Genomic DNA, 19367 nt, shown 5'->3' with positions numbered 1-19367 from the left:
GTTTCCAGCGAGGTTAAGCGGCCCGGGCGCTCACGTATAACGCGAACATCAGGCTGGTTTGAGCCCGCATGGAAACCTGAGGTCTCTGCGGGTCTTGAGGGTCGGCGTGGTCCCAGTGTTGCAGCAAGTGGCCGCTGTCCGGGCAGACATGCCAATGCGCCAGCGGGGGAGCTGGTCGCACGTGCAGGGAAGGTGCAGCAAAGGCCGAGCGGGTAGGTGAAAAGCCTACGGGCTCGCGGCACAGCTTGGCGCGCAGGGCTGCGGCGAGCGTGCGAATATCGGGCAAAACAATTAGTTGAAAGGTCATAACACACCTCGGGACCGGACGAGCGACCGGTGAGGCAGTTACGGTGGAGCATCGAGCTCTAGCGCAGCTTACCGGACCTGGAAGGCGAGTCCTGTCATATTCTGGGTTTGGCGCCCGACGCCCGCTGATGCGGTGCTCGGACAGCGACTAGATACTGTGTCCATTGGCTTCTTTTGTGAGGTTTAAAAAAGGCCCCAGTTGCGGGCAGGGGCAATCTACTCAGACCGTTACAAAATGTCAACGGATGATTAATTAAAGTGCCGCGTGTTCAGAATCTATTCAGACACGCGGCACTATGAAGTTGCGCGCAATATATAACTTCATATCCCCTGAGCGGCCAGAACAGCGAGATATAACAACACCACCCCACAGGTCCCGTAACTGACCCGTTGCCACAACGGCGATGCGTTCTTGCGCAGCAGGTTGACCAGCGCGGCGGTAAGGAAACACGACAGTACCGACGCCAGCATAAAGCCCGCAAAAAACATCAGCGTTTGCCCATGGCTGGGCGTTGTGCCGACGATCCCGGACAAGGCGCTGCCAAGTGCGCCCCAGTAAACGATGTTCTTCGGGTTGGCCAGGGAAATCGCCGCGCCGACTGCCAGCGCATTCTGCCCGGTGCCGGCCGGCGCACTGTCGGCTGCCGGCAAGTGCCAGGCATCGATCAGGCTGCGCACGCCAAGCCAGGCCAGGTACACCGCGCACACGATGGTCAGCGGTACATGCACCGCATCATGCTGGATCAGCAGCGCAATGCCCGTCAGGCCAATCACTGCCCAGACCGCATCGCCCACCAGCGAGCCGAATTGCACCATCAATGCTGGGGTAAAACCGTGCAGCAGGCCACGGCGCAACGTCTCCGCCAGCACCGCGCCGGGGGAGAGGCAAAACACAAAACCGAATACCAGCGCGTAGAAAAAGATCGTCAACATGCCCGCGTCCTTTCGAGAAAGTGCGAGAGCATACGACGACTCAGGTGATCAGATCGAGAGGTCATTGGCCCCTTTATAAGCGCGCGATGCGGTCGAGTTCAGCCTTCAGTTCAACCGGGCCGAGGCGGGCAAAGGGCAAGGCGAAAAACGCCTCGCAGCGGGCGGTGATGATGGCCATGGTTGCGTTGAACGCGGCGTTGAGGCTTTGATCGTCACCTTGAACGTCGGACGGATCTTCCAGGCCCCAATGCGCTTTCAGTGCAGGCCCGAAATACACCGGGCAAGCCTCACCGGCGGCCTTGTCACACACGGTGATCACCACGTCCGGCGGGTTGCCTTCAAACGCGTCGTTGCCCTTGCTGTACAGCCCGTCGGTGCTGATGCCGGCCGCCTTCAGCGCGGTCAAACTGCGGGGCAAGACCTGACCCTTGGGGAAGCTGCCGGAGCTGATCGCCTCAAACCCCGGTGGCGCCAGATGATTGAACAGTGCTTCTGACAAGATGCTGCGGCAGCTGTTGGCCGTACACATGAACAAGACTTTCATTGCGGGTTCTCCTTCACACACTCAGGCGCAGGGCGAGGGCGGCGAGGCTGATCAACAGCACCGGCAAGGTCAGCACAATGCCGACCTTGAAATAGTAACCCCAGGTGATGGTGATGCCTTTGCGCGCCAGGATATGCAGCCACAGCAAGGTGGCGAGGCTACCGATGGGGGTAATTTTCGGGCCCAGGTCGCTGCCGATCACGTTGGCGTAGATCATCGCGTCCCTGACCACCCCCACGGCATGGCTGGATTCGATGGACAGTGCGCCGATCAACACCGTCGGCAAGTTGTTCATCGCCGAAGACAGCAACGCCGTCAGCACCCCGGTGCCCATGGCCGCGCCCCACACGCCGTAGGTGGCGAAGGTATCGAGCCAGGTGGCGAGATACGTGGTCAGCCCTGCGTTACGCAGGCCGTAGACCACCAAGTACATGCCCAGCGAAAACACCACGATCTGCCAGGGCGCGTCTTTGAGCACCTTGCGCGTAGAAATGGTGTGGCCTTTGGCGGCGATCACCAGCAGCAACACGGCGCACGCGGCGGAAATCGCGCTGATGGGAATGCCCAGCGGCTCCAGGGCAAAACAGCCAACCAGCAGAATGCCCAGCACCCACCAGCCGGCGCGAAAGGTGGCGCGGTCGTGGATGGCACTGGCGGGGTCGTCGAGGTCGGCAGGGTCGTAGGTGCGGGGAATGTCGCGACGGAAAAACCACAGCAACACCGCGAGGGTCGCAGCCACGCTGACAACGTTTACCGGCACCATAACCGCGGCGTATTCGTTAAAGCCGATCTTGAAATAGTCCGCCGAAACGATGTTCACCAGGTTCGACACCACCAACGGCAAGCTGGCGGTATCGGCGATAAACCCCGCGCCCATCACGAAGGCCAACGTGGCCGCCGGGGAAAACCGCAGCGCCAACAGCATCGACATGACGATGGGCGTGAGGATCAACGCCGCGCCATCATTGGCAAACAACGCCGACACCAGCGCGCCCAGCAGCACCATATAGGCAAACAGCCGACGGCCCCGCCCGCGCCCCCAGCGCGCCACGTGCAGCGCGGCCCAGGCGAAAAACCCGGCTTCATCCAGCAGCAGGCTGATGATGATCAGCGCGACAAAGGTGCCGGTGGCATTCCAGATGATGTGCCAGACCACGGGAATATCGGCAAAGCTGATCACGCCACACGCCAGGGCCAGGATTGCGCCCAGCGTTGCGCTCCAGCCTACGCCAAGGCCCTTGGGCTGCCAGATGACCAACACGATGGTGAAGATAAAAATCGCAATCGCGACAAGCATGAATAAACGCTCCGAGGGTTCAGCAGCAGGTGCCGGCCCGTTGTGGTCTGTCGCCCATTGCATCGAGACGCTGCGCGTCGCTGTGCAACCATGGCTGGTTGGCTTGCAGGGTGGTGTCCAGCACCTGAATCACCCAGGCGGGCAATGCCGGATTGATGCGGTAGTAAACCCATTGTCCCTGACGACGATCCAGCAACAGCCCGCAACTGCGCAGTTGCGCCAGGTGTCGGGAAATTTTTGGCTGGCTGTCGTCCAGAGCATGGATCAGTTCGCAGACGCAAAGTTCGCCTTCGCGATGGATCAACAGCGTCAGCCGCACCCGGGTGGCATCGGCCAGGCACTTGAACACGGTGGGCGGGGAGAAGAGATCAGGCATGGCTGAGGCTGCGCATATATGGAATTGCGAATATACGGATGCCCATATATGTAGGTCAAATCCTTAATTTTTCCGACGTGGATCAAATGACCGTCAGTCGGCCACAAGTGTTTGAAATTAAAATGAAACATGAATGTCCTAAAGTCCCGCCCATTGCTGAAGAAGGAAGAATCCGCGTGACCCGTGCCACTCGCAACCTGCGCAAGACCCTCGATTCCGTCGCGGACAATAACGAAACTGCGGCGTTTGACCTGATGCGTGCCGTCGAAAAGCTCGGCGATGAAGTCCTGCGCCAACGCCTGCTCAACACCATTCACCGGCTCAACCAGGACGCCTACGAACTGCGCGTAGCGCGCGATTGCGTCGAACAGGTGTCGGTAAAGCTGGCCTGAGCAATATCGTTCAAGACAAGCCCCGAGTGACGCTGGCATGCTTGTCGACTGTCTGTCGATGAGCCGCATCCATGCCCACTGCCGTACCGCATTACGCGTTCGCCCGCGGCGCGATTGCCGTCATTCCGTTATCCCTGGCCTGCGCGCCGTGGGGGTTGCTTGCCGGCTCCATGGCCATTGATGCGCAATTCAGCCCGCTGCAAGCCCAGGGTTTATCCGCCATCGTGTTTGCCGGTGCCGCGCAGTTGGTGGCCATCGGCATGGTCAAAAGCGGCGCCAGCCTGATTTCGATTGTGCTGACCACCTTGCTGCTGACTTCCCAGCATCTGCTGTACGGCATGCACATGCGCCCGACGTTGTCGTCTCTGAACACCCGCTGGCGCATGAGCCTGGGTTTTTTGCTGACCGACGAATTCTTTGCGTTGGTTAACCACTACGACCGTGAAACCTTTAACCGCTGGTATGCCCTCGGCGTGGGCCTGACGTTTTATATCGCCTGGAACCTGTTTACCCTGGCCGGCATCGTGCTTGGCAAGAGCATTCCCGGGCTTGATCAGTTGGGGCTGGAGTTTTCCATTGCCGCCACCTTTATCGCCTTGATTACCCCGGTGGTGCGCGATGTGCCCACCGTGGTGTGCGTTGCGGTGTCGCTGCTGTTTTCGGTGTGGTTGAGCTACTTGCACTGGGAATCGGCAGTGGTGGTGTCGGGCGTACTGGGCATGAGCGCAGGTTATGCCTGCAAGCGTTTGGGGGTTGGGCAGCGATGATCTACAGCATGATTGTGGCCATGGGGCTGGTGGTGTTTTTCAACCGTTACCTGTTTATCGAGCCGCGCCTGCCTGTGCGTCTGAACCGTGGCGCGCGGGAGTTTCTCGGCTTTGCAGTGCCGGGCATGCTCACGGCGATTTGCGGGCCGATCATTTTTCTCGCCGACCACAGGCTTAACCTCAGCCCGGCAAACCCCTATTTGTTGGCGGGTGTGTGCGCAGTGGCGCTGATGTTCTGGACGCGCAGCGTGTTGATCACCGTGCTGCTGAGCATGGCGCTGTTCTATCTGTTGCGCTGGTGGCTGTGAAACGCAGGCGAAAAAAAGCCCGCGGGAGAGCGGGCAGAAGGGAGACTTCTTAAAAATGAGCTTGCCAACTATAGGCGGCGGGGTCAGCGCTCACAGTGAAAGAAAGTTTATGCAGGCCTCAGACGGCCCCTCAGCGGTGGTACAGTCGCGTTTTTTTCAAGGAAGTGATGGCATGTACAAAGTAGTCATTGGCGCGTTGGTACTGGCAGCACTGAGCGGTTGCGCAGGCTCGAAAATGAAAGAAGCGCGCGCCGGCCAGCCTTACAAGACCCTGGCGTCGGACAAGGCGCCTTTGGTGGTTGCCCAATGCATCCAGTTTGGCTGGCAGGACGAAGCCGTCTTCGGCGTTGACGCCGGCGGCTTCAAGGAACCGCTCGAAACCGGCGGTTTCACGGTGTACACCACTGGCGGCGACTATTTTGCCGACGTGCGAAGCGCAGGCGCCGGTTCTACCGTCAAGTACTACGCCGCACAACAAACGATGCCGGCCATGCGTCGCCAGGCGGCACTCGCGACCTGCCTGTAATCCTTTGCCTAAGGGTTTTTCGGAAAAGCCCGGCGGGACAGCCGCCGGGCATTGGCTTATGATTCATCCCGCTCGCCCGAGGTGATGGCTCTTTACCAGTACATGGACGTCGAGGCCGAATCATCGGGCGAGCATCTTTTCCGGTTTATCGCGGCATGTAACCCAAGTGCCAGCGACGCGGAATCTTCAGCGACACCAGCCCCAGCAATGCCGCCAACCCGGCACTGACCATCAGCGCGCTCAGGCCCAGGTGCTGTTCGAGCACCGCGCCGATCACCGCGCCCACAAACATCCCGCCCCACGGTATCAACTGCACCCGCCAGCCGTTGCGGCGTTCCCCCAGCATCCAGCGCCCCAACCCTCGACCAAAGCGTGACAGCGCGCCCGTGACGTAAGTGAGGCCCACCGGCAAGCCGTTGACCTCTTCCACGGCGGCATTGAGCATGCCCATGGCGACAATCGCCGCCAGCAAGGCCGGCAAGGCATCGGCGCGGGGCCACACCGCGCCGCCGCACAACAGCGCCGCAATGCATAACAGCAAGGGCAGGGCATGCCGCCGGCTGACGCGGCTGACCACCACACCCAATGCGTTGCCTGCGACAAAGGTGGCCACCAGCAACAGCAAGCGGCCGGTCAGGCCGAGGTCACCCGCACTGATCGCCACCGCCAGGCGCGTGGTGTTACCGCTCATGAACGAAACGAAGTCGCCGCTGGCCATAAAGCCGATCGCATCGGTCATGCCGGCAAGCACCGAGAGGCTGGCCACAGACATCGAACCGACCCGACCGCGCCATCGCTGGCGATGGGCGAGTGCGGCATTGACGTAAGGTTTGCGCGACGAAGGCAACATGGCGCCAGGTTCCTCGGTGAGATTATCCGGCCATCACCGTAGGACGCTTTGATTGCCAGCGCAATGACCTCACGCACGCTCCAGTTGCCAACCCAGAGGTTGCCAGACCAAGCGATGCGTCGGCCGGAGCGCCTGCACGAATGCCTCATCGTGGGACACCACCAACACTGCGCCGGTATAACCGCGCAGCGCCTGTTCAAACGCCACCACCGACTCCAGGTCCAAATGATTGGTCGGCTCATCCAGCAACAGCAATTGCGCCGGCACCGCGCGCCACAGGGCAATCGCCATCGCCGCTTTCAAACGTTCACCGCCACTCAAGTGGCGTGCCGGTTGCGTCACCCGCACGGCGTCCAGGTGCAACAACGCCAGGCGCGTGCGCAGTTCGGCTTCGGCGAGCGGCGTGCCCAGCAGGTTGAGCTGTTCGACGATGGAGCGCTTGTCATCCACAAGTGCCACGTGTTGATCTAGATACGCGACCGGCACCTGCACCGAACATTCGCCGCCCAGAGCCTGGCATTGGCCGGCGAGCAGCTTGAGCAACGTGGATTTGCCGCAACCGTTCGGCCCGCTGACGGCAACGCGTACCGGCCCCACCAGGTTCAACGTGAGGCAGCTCGAAGGCGCCAGCGGGTCAAGCCACGGCAGTTGGGCATTGACCAGGCTCAGCACTTGCCGCCCATTGGGCACCGCCGAGCCGGGCAGGGTCAGCAGGGTAGGCGCTTCGTCCTCGACGCGTTCGTACGCCTGACGCACCTGGGCATCCAGTTGCGTGGTGTGCGCCAGGTGAGCGCTGCGCACGTTGCTGACGATTTGCGTAGCGGCGGCTTTCCAGCGCGATTGGGTAAACCGGTCGACGTTGGCGGTGTCGGCGTTTTTACGCGAGCGTGCGGCGTGGCGTTGCAGGTTGTCGTGATCTTTTTGCAGGCGCTTTCGTTCGCGGCTGCGTTCCAGGCGCGCGTGTTCCAGGGCGGCGACGGCGGCGTGTTGTTCGCTGTCGCGCCTCTGGCGATAGGCCGCGTAGTTGCCGCCGTACACCCGCGCGCCTAGGGGCGAGAGTTCGATGATGCGTTCCATGGTATTCAGCAACTGCCGATCATGGCTCACCACCACCAGGCCGCCGCGCCATTGCTTCAGCACCGCCAGCAGCCATGTGCGCCCGGCGCTGTCGAGGTGGTTGGTGGGCTCGTCCAGAATCAGCAATTGCGGCGCCGCCAACAGTGCACCGATCACCGCGATTCTGGCCAACTGGCCACCGCTGAGTTGAGCGGCCGGAGTGTCAGCGGCCAACTGCTGCAATCCCGCCCCATCCAGTGCCGCCCGCAGGCGCTCGGCCAGGTCCCAGCGGTCATCGATCAGCTCTAGGTCATCTGCATGAGCGTTCCCCCGCGCCATACGCTCAAGGGCGCCCAGCACTTCGGCGGTGCCGGTGAGATCCGCCACGCTGTGTCCCGGATGCACCGCCAGCGCCTGCGCGACGTATGCCACGCGGGCCGTACAGGTGAGCACGCCGGAAGAGGGCATCAGGCGTCCGGCGATCAACTTTGCCAGAATGCTTTTGCCGCGCCCGTTGCGGCCGACGATGCCGGTGGGCGTGTGGTCAATCGAAAAGGTCAGGTCGTCGAGCAGGGTTTCGCCAGTGGCGAACTGGAAACACAGGTGTTGCAGGGATACGAGTACGGGCAGCCGGTTGACGTCAGTCATCAGCACCTCCAAAAAAATGTCGAACAGGCAGACAAGCGCGCCAGGCGGCTCGTTGCGGGTGCATTTTGGAAGGCTTAGGTGTTCACGTCGGCGGTCGTCCCGTAGCTCGGAAGGAGTGCGAAGGCTAACCCGCCTTGGCGGTCTTCGGCAAGTCGGCGGCCAGTTGTTCGAGGAACATTGCCAGGGCGACTTCTTCGGCTTTCAAGCCCTTGCGCACGCGCGGCTTGGGCAGTTTGGACAACTCGCCGAGGCTGAAGTGTTCGAGTACGGCCGGGTGGATATAGCACTTGCGGCACACCGCCGGGGTGTTGCCGAGTTGCTTGGCCACATCTTTCACCATCGCCACCACGTGGCGTTTGGCATCCGATTCGGGCTGCCACTGCACCTCGCGCAACACCGCCAGGGCCATGGCGGTGCCGGCCCAGGTGCGGTAATCCTTGGCAGTAAAATCGGCGCCGGTGAGGCTGTGCAGGTAGGCGTTCACGTCCGAGGAGCTGACGGTATGCCGCTCGCCGTCTTCGTCCAGGTACTGAAACAGGTTCTGCCCTGGCAGCTCCAGGCAGCGTTTGACCACGCTGGCCAGGCGCCGGTCCTTGACGCTGATTTGATGCTCTACACCGCTCTTGCCGCGAAACTGAAACTTGATCTCACTGCCTTTGACGTCGACATGCCGCGTGCGCAGGGTGGTCAGCCCGTAGGACTTATTGTCACGCGCATATTGGGTGTTGCCGACACGAATCAGCGTGGCGTCCAGCAGCATCACCACTGTGGCCAACACTTTCTCACGGGTGAAGCCCGGCTCGGCAATCTGCGCTTCCAGTTGCTTGCGCAGTTTGGGCAAGGCATTGCCGAACTCTTGCAGGCGCGCGTATTTATCCGAGTCTCGCACTTCGCGCCAGCGCGCGTGGTAGCGGTACTGCTTGCGGCCCCGGGCATCGATGCCGGTGGCTTGCAAATGGCCGCGCGGGTCGGCGCAGATCCACACGTCGGTGTAGGCCGGCGGCACGGCCAGGGCATTCAGCCGCTTGACCTCATCGGCGTCCGTGATGCGTTTACCCTTGGGGTCGAAATACTGAAACTTGCCGCGCAGCAGTTTGCGGCTGATGCCCGGCTGGGTGTCGTCAACGTAATGCAGGTCGCGGGGCAGGTCAGGGAGGGTCGCGGAGTCGGGCATGGGGCAAGTTCCTTGGCAACAAATCAGGCCGGTATGTCTGATTGACCGCAGCGTTTTGCGGTCGTGCCAAAAGGTTTTTCAGGCGAGTACCGCGACTGCCTTGATCTGCGCCCACAGCGTCTGGCCGGGGTGCAGTTGCAACTGATCGCGAGAGAAACGCGTAATGCGCGCCAGCAACGGCGTGCCGCCTGCGTCCAGGCGTACCAGCACATGGGCGCTATTGTCCGCCGACACGTTCTGGATAACCGTCACCGGCAAACGGTTGAGGATGCTGCTGTGTTCTTCTGCCTGCAGGCTGAGGCTCACATCCCGTGCCTGCACCTTGACCCGCAGGTGTTTGCCGATTGCCAGCGGCGCGTGGGCGACGCGAACCTGCAGTGGGCAGCCCGGCAGTTGCAACGTGAGTAATTGGTAGTGCTCGTCATAGGCGCTGACTGTGCCATTAATCACCACACCCGCATCGTCGCCGAGTGCCATGGGCAGGTCGAGCCGCGCCAGGGTGTCACCGATGGCGCCGCTGGCCAGGGCCTTGCCGTCGCTGAGCAGCACAATGTGATCGGCCAGCCGCGCGACTTCGTCCTGGGCATGGCTGACGTACAGCACCGGAATGTCCAGCTCGTCGTGCAGGCGTTCGAGGTACGGCAAAATCTCGCTTTTGCGCTGGCTGTCGAGGGCGGCCAACGGCTCGTCCATCAGCAGCAATTTCGGGCTGGTGAGCAACGCACGGGCAATGCCGATGCGCTGGCGTTCACCGCCCGACAAGTGCTGCGGGTGGCGCTCAAGCAAGTGGCCGATGCCGAGCAACTCGTTGGCCTGGGCCATGTCCACACGCCGCTGCGGGCGCGGGATGCGCTTGAGGCCGAACTCCAGATTGGCGCGCACCGACAAGTGTGGAAACAGGCTCGCTTCCTGGAACACATAACCCAGCGCACGTTTATGCGGCGGCATAAACAGGCCGTTACGGCTGTCTTGCCAGACCTCATCGTTGATCTGGATAAACCCGTCATCGGCCCGTTCAAGCCCGGCGATGCAGCGCAGGCAGGTGGTCTTGCCGGAACCGGAATGCCCGTACAGTGCCGTCACGCCACGACCGGGCAGGTGCAGGTCTACGTTCAGCGCAAAGCCTGTGTAGGAGAGGTGCAGGCGTATATCAATCATCGCGGTCAGCCCCAGCCCATTTTGGTTTTTCGGCTGGAGTAAAGCGCCAGCAATACGAGGAACGCGAACACCACCATGGAACCGGCCAGCCAGTGCGCCTGGGCATATTCCATGGCTTCAACGTGGTCGTAGATCTGCACCGAGACCACGCGGGTTTTGTCGGGGATGTTGCCGCCGATCATCAACACCACGCCAAATTCACCGACGGTGTGGGCGAAGCCGAGAATCGAGGCGGTGATAAAGCCCGGCCGCGCCAGGGGCAGGATCACCGTGAAAAAGGTGTCCCACGGATTGGCGCGCAAGGTCGCGGCCACTTCCAGCGGGCGGGTGCCAATCGCAGAGAAGGCGTTTTGCAGCGGCTGCACCACAAACGGCATGGAATAGATCACCGAGCCCATCACCAACCCGGCGAAGCTGAAGGTGAGAGTGCCCAGGCCCAACCATTGAGTGAACTGGCCGAAGTAGCCGTGGGGGCCCATGGTCAACAGCAGGTAAAAGCCGATCACCGTGGGCGGCAGCACCAACGGCAAGGCGACGATTGCGCCAATCGGCCCGCGCCACCACGAGCGTGTGCGCGACAGCCACAGGGCAATCGGAGTGCCGATAATCAGCAGGATCACGGTGGTCAGTGACGCCAGTTTGATGGTCAGCCAGATCGCGGATAAATCGGCACTCGATAGCGGCATTTACAGCTCGTAACCGTAGGATTTGATAACGGCAGCGGCTTTCGGCCCTTTCAGGTATTCAACCAGCGCTTTGGCAGCGGCGCTGTCTTTACCTTTATTGAGGATCACCGCGTCCTGCTTGATCGGGTCGTGCATGGACGCTGGAACGATCCACGCTGAACCGCTGGTGACTTTGCCGTCTTTGTAGATCTGCGACAAGGCCACAAAGCCCAATTCGGCGTTGCCGGTGGAGACAAATTGATAGGCCTGGGTGATGTTCTGGCCTTCAACCAGCTTGCTCTTGACCTTGTCGGTCAACCCTTCCTTGGCCAGCACCTGGGTAGCGGCCAGGCCATACGGCGCGGCTTTCGGGTTGGCGATGGAGAGGTGCGTGAACGCGTTTTTCTTCAGCACATCGCCTTTGGCATCTACGTAGCCTTCTTTGGCCGACCACAGCGCCAGGGTGCCGACCGCGTAGGTGAAGCGCGAGCCTTTGACGGTGTCGCCTTCGGCCTCAAGCTTTTGCGGTGTGGTGTCGTCGGCGCTGAGGAACACTTCAAACGGCGCGCCGTTCTTGATCTGCGTATAGAACTGCCCGGTGGCGCCGTAGGCCGCGACCAGCTTATGGCCGGTGTCTTTTTCGAAGTCGGCGGCTATCGCCTGGATCGGTGCGGTGAAGTTGGCGGCCACGGCCACCTGGACCTCGTCGGCGTGAGCCGAACCAAAGGCGAGGGCGGCAACCAGGACGGCCAGGCGTGAGGCGTGAATCTTCATGAAGCGGCTCCTTGGGGTTTGTTACGGCTTGTGCGCTATGTAGCGGAATATATAGCGACTGAGCATTGCCGGTACAGCCTAAAGTGCCCCAGGTGTCAGACCCGATTCAGCTTGGCCAGCGCCTGCTCGGCCAGTTGGCGGGTCAGGTCATAGGTTGAAATATCTTTGCCGAGGCGCAACGCCTGGCCCGACCACAGGTTGCTGAAACCCGCTTCATCCCTGGCCTTGAGCGGCATCAAGGCGCCGCCGGAGGTGGGGAACGCAGGTGCCTCGGCATTGATAGCACCCAATTCACGCATCACTCGGTTGACGATGCCCCGTGCCGGGCGGCCGGTGAACAGGTTGGTCAAGGCGGTTTCGCTGGCCTGCGCATGGCGCAGCGCGTAGTGGTGTGAGGCGCTGACGTTGGCTTGCGGCGTAAACAAATAAGCGGTGCCGATCTGCACGGCCGAAGCGCCCAAGGCGAAGGCCGCGACAATGCCGCGCGCATCGCCAATGCCACCGGCCGCGATCACTGGCACGCTGACGGCGTCGACGATTTGCGGCACCAATGCCATCAGGCCGATCTGGGTATTAAGGTCGTCAGTCAAAAACAAGCCGCGATGGCCGCCGGCCTCGATGCCCATGGCGATGATTGCATCGCACCCGTGCTTTTCCAGCCAGACCGCTTCTTCCACGGTGGTGGCCGAGGACAGGACCTTGGCGCCGGTCGCTTTTACCCGGTCCAGCAAGGATTTTTCGGGCAGGCCGAAGTGAAAACTCACCACCTCCGGACGGAAGGCTTCCACCACTTTGCACGCTGCATCATTAAAGGGTTCGCGGTTGGAGACCGGCGTGGGTGCGTCAAAGTCGGCGCCCAACTCGCGGTAGTAAGGTTCCAGCAACGCCTTCCAGCGACGGTCGCGCATCTCGTCAGCGGCAGGTGGTTGGTGGCAGAAGAAATTCACGTTGAGAGGCCGGGTGCTGGCGTTGCGAATGGCGGTCAAGGCATCGCGCAGTTGCTCGATGCTCAACGCCGCTGCCGGTAATGAACCGAGTGCACCCGCCGCGTTGGCGGCGATAACCATGGCGGTGGTGGTGGCCACCGCCATCGGTGCCTGGATGATGGGCACGTCAATGCCCAGCAGGTCGAGAATTCGGGTGTCTGGCCAGGTGCTCATGGGATGCGTCTCCAGCGTTAGTAAGGCATTTCGCTGTTTTAGCAGGGCCATTGGCACCCGGCCAGTCCGTTTTATTCACTGGACGGGGGCGATGTTTCGTGGTGCTGCAATCAGTTGATTGCCGCGCCCAACACCGCGTGAATTCGCTCGGCAATGTGCGCGGCGTGGGTTTCCAGGGCGAAATGGCCGGTGTCCAGCAACTCGACCACCGCATTGGCATTGTCGCCTTTGTAGGCATGGGCGCCGGGCGGAATGAAAAACGGGTCGTTCTGGCCCCAAATCACCAGCGTGGGCACTTGGGTGCTCTTGAAGAACGCCTGAAACGCCGGGTACAGCGTGAGGTTGTTGCGGTAGTCGAGGAACAGGTCGAGTTGGATCTCGTCATTGCCAGGGCGCTGCATCAACAGGACGTCGAGCATGTAGGACTCCGGCGCGACCAATTCGGGCTGATCGACGCCGTGCAGGTATTGATAGCGCGTGCCTTCCAGGCTGATCACTGCATCGCGGATGACCTCGCGATTGGCCTGGCTCGGTTCGGCCCAATACGCCCGGATCGGTGCCCAGGCATCGCCCAGGCCTTCCAGATAAGCATTGCCGTTTTGCGAAACCATCGCGCTGACCCGTTCTGGATGTGCCACCGCCAAACGCAGGCCCACCGGTGCGCCGTAATCGAAGACGTACAGGGCGTAGCGCGTCAGTTTCAGTGCATCGACGAAATGCCCGACGCTGATCGCCAGGTTATCGAAGCTGTAAACGTATTCGCGTTCGGCAGGCACTTCAGTGAAGCCAAAGCCCGGCAAATCCGGTGCGATCACCCGAAAGCGCGTGGCGAGCAGCGGGATCAGGTTTCGGTACATATGCGACGAGCTGGGGAAGCCGTGCAGCAACAGCATGACAGGGGCCGCAGGGTCGCCGGCTTCACGGTAGAACATGCGTACGCCATCAACATCGACGTGGTGGTAGCGAACGACTGGAGCTTGGAGTGACATGGCGAGCGCCTCTTTTTGTAACTTCAAAATTAAGGTTTACGGGTTACCGTTTTTAAAAGCTGCGCCTAAAAAGGTAACCTGTCAACGACGTTAATCAGGTTAGCAGATTGTTTATTTGTAACTGTTCAAAGGTTTTGAGAGCGGTTACCCTTGCACCACGCTCACGAGGATCAATCATGACCACTCCCATTGCCCCGGCGACACCTCTGGAACCCTATGTGCTGGCCGATGACCCGGTTTTGGACATGCTCAATACCCTGGCGACCATCGACGGCGAGCCGTGGGATTTCTGGACGGTTGATGCCGACGTCGAACGCTGGCTGGTGCGTTTGGAGTGGGTGCAGGAGGGGCATTTGCCCAGGTTTGAGGAGGGCGCACTACTGACTGCCGCCAGGACGTTGCGCGAGGTGGTCCGTGAACTGGTGGCCGCGCGCAAGAACGACTTGCCTGGCAACCCGGCGGCGCTGAACAGCTTTCTGCGCAAGGCTGTCAGTCATCCGCAGCTTGTGTGGCCAGTGTCCGGCGCGCCTTCGCTGGAGCGCCAACGCAAGCAGCAGACCCCGGAGCAGTATTTGTCGCCGATCGCAGAAGCGGCGGCGAATTTATTGGTGGCGGGGGATTTCAACCTGATTCGCCGTTGCGAACATCCGGACTGCATCCTGTGGTTTTACGACCGGACCAAGGCGCACAAACGTCGCTGGTGCAGCATGGCGCTGTGCGGCAATCGGCATAAAGTCGCGGAGTTTCGCAAACGCAAACAGCTTTAGGTGCTTTGCTCGCGCGCCAGTAACTGTCGCTTGCGTTCCACGCCCCAGCGGTAGCCAGACAGCTCGCCGTTGCTGCGCACCACGCGATGGCACGGAATCGCCACCGCCAGGCAGTTTGCGCCACAGGCCTGCGCCACCGCGCGAAAGGCTGTGGGCGCGCCGATCCGCTGGGCAATTTGCGCATAACTGGCGGTGCTGCCCACGGGGATTTCACGCAGTGCTTGCCACACCCGCTCCTGAAAGGCCGTGCCGCGTAAGTCCAGCGGCAAGTTCAGGCCCAGGGCCGGAGCTTCAATAAAGCCTACGACATGGGCGACTAACTGTTCGAAGTCCCGGTCCGCACCCACCAGATCGGCTTTGGGGAAGGTGTCTTGCAGGTCGCGCAGCAGTGCGTCCGGGTCGTCCCCCAGCAAGATCGCGCACACGCCACGCTGACTTTGTGCCACCAGGATTGCGCCGAGCGAGCACTGACCCACCGCAAAGTGAATCTGGCTGTTGGCGCCGCCGTCCTTGTAGTCGCTGGGTTTCATGCCGAGCAGTTGGTCGGCTGACGCGTAAAAGCGGCTGTTGGAATTGAAGCCGGCGTCATACAGCGCATCCGTCACCGACTGCGCGCCTCGGTTGAGGCCATCGCGCAGTTTTCGAGAGCGCAGGGCGCTGGCGTAACCCTTGGGCGTCAGGCCGGTAACGGCTTTGAAGACGCGATGAAAATGGAAAGCGCTCAACCCGGCCAGGTGGGCGAGGGCGTTCAGGCTAGGCGGCGTTTCAGCCTGTTCTATTTGTCGGCACGCGTTGGCCACCACTTGCGCGTGGTGCGCAGCCAATTGTGTCTGGTCGCCGGTGGCACGTTTGCTCGGCCGATAACCCGCCGCTTCGGCCTGGGCCGAGGTGTCGAAAAACTCGATATTTTCCGGGCGGGGCAGGCGTGAGGCGCTACTGGCGCGGCAATACACGCCGGTGGTTTTCACGCCGTAGACGAACAGCGCATCTGCCTTGGCGTCGCGGGCGATGATGGCCGCCCAGCGCGGATCTTTTTCGTTGCTCATGGCCTGCACTCTTGTCGGTTCACCGGCAGACTAGCCGCGCCTGTCGTTCCCGGCACTCTGAAGCTTGCGGTCAAATTAACCGGCGGTGCGAAACGTCAGGTTGATGCGTTGCGGGCCCATGATCGGGTGGACGCCTTCCTTGATCGGCATCACACCATGAAAGCGCAAGCGATCGACGCCGCCCCACACCACCACATCACCGTGAAACAGCGAAATCTTTTGCGTTTTGTCACTTCGCTCATGCCCGCCGAACAGGAATATTGCGGGCAGACCGAGGGATACCGACACGACCGGGGCAGTGTAGCTGCGTTCGTTTTTGTCCTGGTGCAGGGACATCTTGGCGCCGGGCACGTAGCGGTTGATCAGGCAGGCATCCGGGGAAAAGTCCGGGAAGCCGGCCTCTGTGGCCGCCCGTGTGGCGAACTCATGCAGGGCGTCGGGCATCGTCGGCCAAGGCTGCTGACTGCGTGGGTCGAGCGGGGTGTAACGGTAGCCGGCGCTGTCAGTGGTCCAGCCCAGCGCGCCGCAACTGCTCAACGCGGCTGACATGGTAAAGCCGCCGGGTGTGACCATTTGCCGGAACGGCGATTGGGCCAGCACCCGCCGCAGCTCAGGCAGAAGGCGATCAATCCAGGGCAGGGCGTAGCCGCGCAGTACGTAGGACTCTTCGCCAATTTGTTCGCGACCAGGGGGTTGCTGCAGCGCAGCGTCGGCGAACAAATCGGCAGTCGGGCCGTGCATGGCTTACAGCGCCTTGCTCACATTGATGTCTGTGATTTCGTCGCTGGCATCGTGAATTTTCGCCAGGGCTTGCCTGGCTTCTTCCACGCTGTTGCTCTGCAATTGCGCGAACTCAAAGCGGCGTACGCCGTTGAGCTTGTACTTGATGACGTATTTGATCGTGGTGGTCACAGCTTTTTTCCTGTCGGTGTCCGGATCAGCTCAATTTGCTGCTGGTGCGACGGACGATGCGAATCTTGTGGGACAGCGCGGGCTTGCGGGTAACGCTGATGGCGCGGCGGGTGACCACGTCCAGGGTAATGTTCCAGAAACCTGTGCTGGGCGCAGTGATTTTGGCCGGGAACTGGTCGAACGCGCCACCGTGATAGGTGTGGCGGCCGCCGTTCTTGAAGCTGCGAAAATTTGCATCGCTCATCAGACGAATATTGCAGGTCTGCGAGCATTCGATGACGACGATGTCTCCCTCGTTGAGGTGCTCGCGCTGGTGGATGAATTTCATGGGGTGTCTCCAGAAGGGCTTTTTCTGAAAAATCAGAATGATACGTAGGTTAAGATAGAGTTTATCAGCCCTAGCGCGATTATTATCGGGCCGTCGTCGACGACTTCGACAATTAAAAACAGTTATTTACCCAGTTTTAAGAGATAAATCCTACATTGCTGGGAGAAAATTACTGTCTGCGCTGTCGTAGGATCTTTATCGGAGGTTTAAGTATGAAGTGGAGTGTGTTGGTTCTGGCCTTGGCGTTGGGCGGCTGTGCGTCGGTTGCAGATATCAAGCAGACCCCGCCCACCTTGGTGGTGATCTCAGGGAAAAAGCCAACGGAATACACCGCGTGCCTGGTACGCAAATTGGCTGCGACTCGGCGTCCATCGCAGATCGAGCCCCACAAGGACGGAGTTCAGGTGATTGTGCCGCAAAAATTCTCGTCTGACCCGTCGGCGATTATTGATGTTGAAGAACGCTCCAGTGGCAGCAGCATCAAGCTCTATGAAAGCATGTCCAACGTGCCGATCCGCCCCGGTGATGTGAAGAAAGCGGCGGAGGATTGCATTTCCGGTTGAGCCTCACGGTTCACCTCCCGCACTAGAATCCGATGAAAAAGCCTGACCCTGCCTGCGCAGCGTCAGGCTTTTTTTTGCCGGCGAGGCATTCGTGTAAAATGCAAAATGCCGCGCAAACCTCTGGCTTGCGCGGCATCTGCCTTTATCTGGAATGTACCCATGAAACGTGAAGTTGCCAAAACCCGCTATGCCGAGGGTCAGATTTCGGCCACCCATGTGATCCAGAACCCCGCCGACTTGGGCGAGTGGATTGTATTTTTCAAGAAGAGCGGTGGCCGCAGCTACTTTCTGGTGGATGAGCAGGATGAGGTCGAGTCATTTCCACAGCTGGACGACTTGATTGAAATCCTGCGCGGCCTGGGCATCAAGTTCGCTGAAATTCATCTGTAGCCAGCGAGCTTACTTGCACACCACCACGACGTTGCGGCCCTTGAAGTTGCCCACGTCTTTACCCAAGGTTTTGTCGTCTTCCTTCAGCGACGGCGTGCCTTCGGTGCCCACGATGCGGTAACCGGTGCCCGCGCACGAGGCGTCGGCTTTTTCGTAGCAACTGGCCCAGGAATTGGCTTCGCCGGAGCAATCAATGGTCAGGCCTTGTTCGCCGTTTTTCAGCAGGGTGTCGGAAGTGGTGGTGCAACCGGCCAGCGCCAGTACCGCAGTCAGTGCCAGGATTTTGTTCATAATAAGGTCGTCGTCGAGGGTGTTGGAGGGACGCTGACACTGTCGTGGGGCGTTGGCGGCAGATTATAGCGAACTGCCACCTATGTAGTCTCGCAAATAAATGCGCTGATCGGCTTATGCCTGTGCGGACCTTACGGCACACCCATCACCAGCACACCGCTGCCGCTGATAGCCCCGGCGGCCGGCAGGGAGTTGGCGCGTCGAACCAGCGAAAACGTCACATCGTCGCCGCCCGCACTGTTGGTGATCTGGGTCAGGAACGAGCGGTTGACCTGAACAGCCGCACCCGACCTGACAAGGGCCGTGCCCACGTTCGGATTGGTCATCACCAGCAGGCGCTGGTCGAACGACGACGGGTTGCCTTTATAAGTGATGGTTATGGATGTGGTGATGCCACCCTGCGGGCAGGAGTAGGTGAGTCTCCGATTGCTGGTGATGGGCGTGGTTAGCGGGTCGGTGCCTATTTGCCTCTGATGTACGGTGCCGAAGTTGATCTCGATCGGGTAGTTATTGTTGATCGTGCAGGTGGATGGCGAGACGGTGAAATTATTGTTGGCGGTATAGGTGACGGTGAGTTGTGCCGAACCACTCCCGGTGTTGTTGGTCTGGACCATACGCAAGACCCCGAGATTGTCCCCCACACGAATATCGATAGGACTTCCGGGACTGTTACGCATAAGGATGTAAGGCGTTATATCGATCGGATAGGTCGTCGCATTGTCAGGCATGGTGGCTGACCTGATGCCAATCGGAACAGGGGTGTTCCTGAATACGCCGTTTATTCGTAAGCCAGTACCTTCCTGATAAAATTTAGGGCCTGGCGTCCAGGGTGATCCGTTACCCGTGGCCCAATAATCCACTCCGGCGGAAGGGGTCTGCGGGCCGATGGTGTATCGACACTCCAGCCTTGCCCCCTCGAGCAGGATACGGTTTTGAGCAGTGTCCAGTCGCACGTTCACGGGGACTTGCAGATTGATGGTTCCCCCTCCGCCGACACTGATCCATCCACCCCCATTTACGCGGCAATCAACCGCTTTGGCCGTCGTGGCAACGCCCGTCAGGATGAGAAGTGCAGTCGTTCTGTAGAGTCGTTTCATGTTGATCTCTCGTTACCGCTCTGCCCAGCCACCGCAGGCGTGGACAGTTT

The 19367-nt window shown here is 60.6% G+C and carries 26 protein-coding genes; 7 read left to right on the top strand and 19 right to left on the bottom strand.

The genetic code is table 11. The features are described 5' to 3' along the window. Window positions 1-13: 13 nt before the first annotated feature. From Q7C20_RS01125 to Q7C20_RS01105, 5 genes are all read right to left on the bottom strand, one after another. Window positions 14-307 carry a hypothetical protein gene (locus tag Q7C20_RS01125; protein WP_375064596.1) on the bottom strand — a complete coding sequence of 98 codons (294 nt, stop codon included), beginning with the start codon at window positions 305-307 and terminating at the stop codon, window positions 14-16. Window positions 308-627: 320 nt separating this feature from the next. Beyond that, window positions 628-1239: a LysE family transporter gene (locus tag Q7C20_RS01120; RefSeq protein WP_375064594.1), complete on the bottom strand. Its 612-nt coding sequence runs from the start codon at window positions 1237-1239 to the stop codon at window positions 628-630. Between the two features lie 73 nt (window positions 1240-1312). Further along, on the bottom strand, window positions 1313-1783 hold the full coding sequence (locus Q7C20_RS01115) for an arsenate reductase ArsC (protein WP_375064592.1): 471 nt from the start codon (window positions 1781-1783) through the stop codon (window positions 1313-1315). A gap of 13 nt (window positions 1784-1796) precedes the next feature. Next, window positions 1797-3080, bottom strand: coding sequence for an arsenic transporter (locus tag Q7C20_RS01110; RefSeq protein ID WP_375064590.1), 1284 nt, complete (start codon window positions 3078-3080; stop codon window positions 1797-1799). A gap of 19 nt (window positions 3081-3099) precedes the next feature. Continuing rightward, the gene (locus tag Q7C20_RS01105) at window positions 3100-3456 is read right to left on the bottom strand and encodes a metalloregulator ArsR/SmtB family transcription factor (RefSeq protein WP_375064588.1); all 357 of its coding nucleotides are present in this window, start codon (window positions 3454-3456) and stop codon (window positions 3100-3102) included. A gap of 176 nt (window positions 3457-3632) precedes the next feature. Here Q7C20_RS01105 and Q7C20_RS01100 point away from each other — a divergent pair, with 176 nt between their 5' ends. The 4 genes from Q7C20_RS01100 (at window position 3633) to Q7C20_RS01085 (ending at window position 5449) form a co-directional block, all read left to right on the top strand. Beyond that, the gene (locus tag Q7C20_RS01100; protein ID WP_348058285.1) at window positions 3633-3848 is read left to right on the top strand and encodes a hypothetical protein; all 216 of its coding nucleotides are present in this window, start codon (window positions 3633-3635) and stop codon (window positions 3846-3848) included. A gap of 71 nt (window positions 3849-3919) precedes the next feature. Continuing rightward, on the top strand, window positions 3920-4615 hold the full coding sequence (locus tag Q7C20_RS01095; protein WP_348058279.1) for an AzlC family ABC transporter permease: 696 nt from the start codon (window positions 3920-3922) through the stop codon (window positions 4613-4615). Further along, complete coding sequence (locus tag Q7C20_RS01090; RefSeq protein WP_375064585.1) at window positions 4612-4923, top strand: AzlD domain-containing protein; 312 nt, start codon at window positions 4612-4614, stop codon at window positions 4921-4923. The genes Q7C20_RS01095 and Q7C20_RS01090 overlap by 4 nt, the downstream gene beginning before the upstream one ends. 172 nt (window positions 4924-5095) lie before the next feature. Beyond that, complete coding sequence (locus Q7C20_RS01085; protein ID WP_375064583.1) at window positions 5096-5449, top strand: hypothetical protein; 354 nt, start codon at window positions 5096-5098, stop codon at window positions 5447-5449. Between the two features lie 145 nt (window positions 5450-5594). On the opposite strand, the gene Q7C20_RS01080 is transcribed toward Q7C20_RS01085, so the two are convergent. The 8 genes from Q7C20_RS01080 to Q7C20_RS01045 all read right to left on the bottom strand — a co-directional run bounded on the left by Q7C20_RS01080 (window position 5595) and on the right by Q7C20_RS01045 (window position 13923). Then, complete coding sequence (locus tag Q7C20_RS01080; protein ID WP_375064581.1) at window positions 5595-6299, bottom strand: YoaK family protein; 705 nt, start codon at window positions 6297-6299, stop codon at window positions 5595-5597. A 69-nt stretch (window positions 6300-6368) separates the two neighbouring features. Next, complete coding sequence (locus Q7C20_RS01075) at window positions 6369-8003, bottom strand: ABC-F family ATP-binding cassette domain-containing protein (RefSeq protein ID WP_375064579.1); 1635 nt, start codon at window positions 8001-8003, stop codon at window positions 6369-6371. 124 nt (window positions 8004-8127) lie between these two features. Continuing rightward, window positions 8128-9177, bottom strand: a complete 1050-nt coding sequence (locus Q7C20_RS01070; RefSeq protein WP_375064577.1) for a DNA topoisomerase IB — start codon at window positions 9175-9177, stop codon at window positions 8128-8130. A 78-nt stretch (window positions 9178-9255) separates the two neighbouring features. Next, window positions 9256-10335, bottom strand: a complete 1080-nt coding sequence (gene modC / locus Q7C20_RS01065; RefSeq protein ID WP_375064575.1) for a molybdenum ABC transporter ATP-binding protein — start codon at window positions 10333-10335, stop codon at window positions 9256-9258. Window positions 10336-10340: 5 nt separating this feature from the next. Next, complete coding sequence (gene modB, locus Q7C20_RS01060) at window positions 10341-11021, bottom strand: molybdate ABC transporter permease subunit (RefSeq protein ID WP_375064573.1); 681 nt, start codon at window positions 11019-11021, stop codon at window positions 10341-10343. After that, complete coding sequence (gene modA / locus Q7C20_RS01055; RefSeq protein WP_375064571.1) at window positions 11022-11774, bottom strand: molybdate ABC transporter substrate-binding protein; 753 nt, start codon at window positions 11772-11774, stop codon at window positions 11022-11024. It lies immediately after the preceding gene. 95 nt (window positions 11775-11869) lie between these two features. Further along, window positions 11870-12934, bottom strand: a complete 1065-nt coding sequence (locus Q7C20_RS01050) for an NAD(P)H-dependent flavin oxidoreductase (RefSeq protein WP_375064569.1) — start codon at window positions 12932-12934, stop codon at window positions 11870-11872. A 110-nt stretch (window positions 12935-13044) separates the two neighbouring features. Then, on the bottom strand, window positions 13045-13923 hold the full coding sequence (locus Q7C20_RS01045) for an alpha/beta fold hydrolase (RefSeq protein ID WP_375064567.1): 879 nt from the start codon (window positions 13921-13923) through the stop codon (window positions 13045-13047). 176 nt (window positions 13924-14099) lie between these two features. On the opposite strand from Q7C20_RS01045, the gene Q7C20_RS01040 reads away from it, so the two are divergent. Next, complete coding sequence (locus Q7C20_RS01040) at window positions 14100-14690, top strand: CGNR zinc finger domain-containing protein (protein ID WP_375064565.1); 591 nt, start codon at window positions 14100-14102, stop codon at window positions 14688-14690. On the opposite strand, the gene ada is transcribed toward Q7C20_RS01040, so the two are convergent. The 4 genes from ada to Q7C20_RS01020 all read right to left on the bottom strand — a co-directional run bounded on the left by ada (window position 14687) and on the right by Q7C20_RS01020 (window position 16976). Further along, window positions 14687-15736 (bottom strand): bifunctional DNA-binding transcriptional regulator/O6-methylguanine-DNA methyltransferase Ada, encoded by a 1050-nt coding sequence (gene ada, locus Q7C20_RS01035; protein ID WP_375064563.1) that lies wholly within the window; start codon window positions 15734-15736, stop codon window positions 14687-14689. The genes Q7C20_RS01040 and ada overlap by 4 nt on opposite strands. 75 nt (window positions 15737-15811) lie before the next feature. After that, window positions 15812-16477, bottom strand: coding sequence for a DNA oxidative demethylase AlkB (gene alkB / locus Q7C20_RS01030; protein WP_375064561.1), 666 nt, complete (start codon window positions 16475-16477; stop codon window positions 15812-15814). A 3-nt stretch (window positions 16478-16480) separates the two neighbouring features. Beyond that, the gene (locus tag Q7C20_RS01025; protein ID WP_375064559.1) at window positions 16481-16648 is read right to left on the bottom strand and encodes a hypothetical protein; all 168 of its coding nucleotides are present in this window, start codon (window positions 16646-16648) and stop codon (window positions 16481-16483) included. A gap of 25 nt (window positions 16649-16673) precedes the next feature. Continuing rightward, entirely contained in the window at window positions 16674-16976 is a 303-nt protein-coding gene (locus tag Q7C20_RS01020; RefSeq protein ID WP_003230751.1) for a DUF1883 domain-containing protein, read from the bottom strand. Between the two features lie 212 nt (window positions 16977-17188). Between Q7C20_RS01020 and Q7C20_RS01015 the strand changes: the two genes are divergently transcribed. Together Q7C20_RS01015 and Q7C20_RS01010 are read left to right on the top strand one after the other, a co-directional pair. Further along, window positions 17189-17539 (top strand): hypothetical protein, encoded by a 351-nt coding sequence (locus tag Q7C20_RS01015; RefSeq protein ID WP_348058249.1) that lies wholly within the window; start codon window positions 17189-17191, stop codon window positions 17537-17539. Between the two features lie 159 nt (window positions 17540-17698). Continuing rightward, a complete protein-coding gene (locus tag Q7C20_RS01010; protein ID WP_348058247.1) occupies window positions 17699-17929 on the top strand; it encodes a hypothetical protein in 231 nt (76 codons plus the stop codon). 9 nt (window positions 17930-17938) lie between these two features. Here Q7C20_RS01010 and Q7C20_RS01005 read toward each other — a convergent pair whose 3' ends face one another. After that, entirely contained in the window at window positions 17939-18220 is a 282-nt protein-coding gene (locus tag Q7C20_RS01005; RefSeq protein ID WP_348058245.1) for a hypothetical protein, read from the bottom strand. A gap of 131 nt (window positions 18221-18351) precedes the next feature. Further along, on the bottom strand, window positions 18352-19317 hold the full coding sequence (locus tag Q7C20_RS01000; protein WP_375064554.1) for a fimbrial protein: 966 nt from the start codon (window positions 19315-19317) through the stop codon (window positions 18352-18354). Between the last annotated feature and the right edge of the window lie 50 nt (window positions 19318-19367).

The sequence above is a fragment of the Pseudomonas sp. AMR01 genome, from assembly GCF_041946035.1.
GTDB classification, from domain to species: Bacteria; Pseudomonadota; Gammaproteobacteria; order Pseudomonadales; family Pseudomonadaceae; genus Aquipseudomonas; species Aquipseudomonas antarctica_B.
This window is presented reverse-complemented; position numbering and strand designations above follow the sequence as displayed.

Coding starts and splice junctions, on each gene's coding strand:
- Q7C20_RS01080 (WP_375064581.1), bottom strand. CDS start 6,299: ATGTTGCCTTCGTCGCGCAAACCTTACGTCAATGCCGCACTCGCCCAT.
- Q7C20_RS01000 (WP_375064554.1), bottom strand. CDS start 19,317: ATGAAACGACTCTACAGAACGACTGCACTTCTCATCCTGACGGGCGTT.
- Q7C20_RS01015 (WP_348058249.1), top strand. CDS start 17,189: ATGAAGTGGAGTGTGTTGGTTCTGGCCTTGGCGTTGGGCGGCTGTGCG.
- Q7C20_RS01120 (WP_375064594.1), bottom strand. CDS start 1,239: ATGTTGACGATCTTTTTCTACGCGCTGGTATTCGGTTTTGTGTTTTGC.
- Q7C20_RS01105 (WP_375064588.1), bottom strand. CDS start 3,456: ATGCCTGATCTCTTCTCCCCGCCCACCGTGTTCAAGTGCCTGGCCGAT.
- Q7C20_RS01040 (WP_375064565.1), top strand. CDS start 14,100: ATGACCACTCCCATTGCCCCGGCGACACCTCTGGAACCCTATGTGCTG.
- Q7C20_RS01005 (WP_348058245.1), bottom strand. CDS start 18,220: ATGAACAAAATCCTGGCACTGACTGCGGTACTGGCGCTGGCCGGTTGC.
- modA (WP_375064571.1), bottom strand. CDS start 11,774: ATGAAGATTCACGCCTCACGCCTGGCCGTCCTGGTTGCCGCCCTCGCC.
- Q7C20_RS01110 (WP_375064590.1), bottom strand. CDS start 3,080: ATGCTTGTCGCGATTGCGATTTTTATCTTCACCATCGTGTTGGTCATC.
- Q7C20_RS01010 (WP_348058247.1), top strand. CDS start 17,699: ATGAAACGTGAAGTTGCCAAAACCCGCTATGCCGAGGGTCAGATTTCG.
- Q7C20_RS01115 (WP_375064592.1), bottom strand. CDS start 1,783: ATGAAAGTCTTGTTCATGTGTACGGCCAACAGCTGCCGCAGCATCTTG.
- modB (WP_375064573.1), bottom strand. CDS start 11,021: ATGCCGCTATCGAGTGCCGATTTATCCGCGATCTGGCTGACCATCAAA.
- Q7C20_RS01090 (WP_375064585.1), top strand. CDS start 4,612: ATGATCTACAGCATGATTGTGGCCATGGGGCTGGTGGTGTTTTTCAAC.
- Q7C20_RS01020 (WP_003230751.1), bottom strand. CDS start 16,976: ATGAAATTCATCCACCAGCGCGAGCACCTCAACGAGGGAGACATCGTC.
- modC (WP_375064575.1), bottom strand. CDS start 10,335: ATGATTGATATACGCCTGCACCTCTCCTACACAGGCTTTGCGCTGAAC.
- Q7C20_RS01075 (WP_375064579.1), bottom strand. CDS start 8,003: ATGACTGACGTCAACCGGCTGCCCGTACTCGTATCCCTGCAACACCTG.
- Q7C20_RS01045 (WP_375064567.1), bottom strand. CDS start 13,923: ATGTCACTCCAAGCTCCAGTCGTTCGCTACCACCACGTCGATGTTGAT.
- Q7C20_RS01070 (WP_375064577.1), bottom strand. CDS start 9,177: ATGCCCGACTCCGCGACCCTCCCTGACCTGCCCCGCGACCTGCATTAC.
- Q7C20_RS01125 (WP_375064596.1), bottom strand. CDS start 307: ATGACCTTTCAACTAATTGTTTTGCCCGATATTCGCACGCTCGCCGCA.
- ada (WP_375064563.1), bottom strand. CDS start 15,736: ATGAGCAACGAAAAAGATCCGCGCTGGGCGGCCATCATCGCCCGCGAC.
- Q7C20_RS01095 (WP_348058279.1), top strand. CDS start 3,920: ATGCCCACTGCCGTACCGCATTACGCGTTCGCCCGCGGCGCGATTGCC.
- Q7C20_RS01085 (WP_375064583.1), top strand. CDS start 5,096: ATGTACAAAGTAGTCATTGGCGCGTTGGTACTGGCAGCACTGAGCGGT.
- Q7C20_RS01050 (WP_375064569.1), bottom strand. CDS start 12,934: ATGAGCACCTGGCCAGACACCCGAATTCTCGACCTGCTGGGCATTGAC.
- alkB (WP_375064561.1), bottom strand. CDS start 16,477: ATGCACGGCCCGACTGCCGATTTGTTCGCCGACGCTGCGCTGCAGCAA.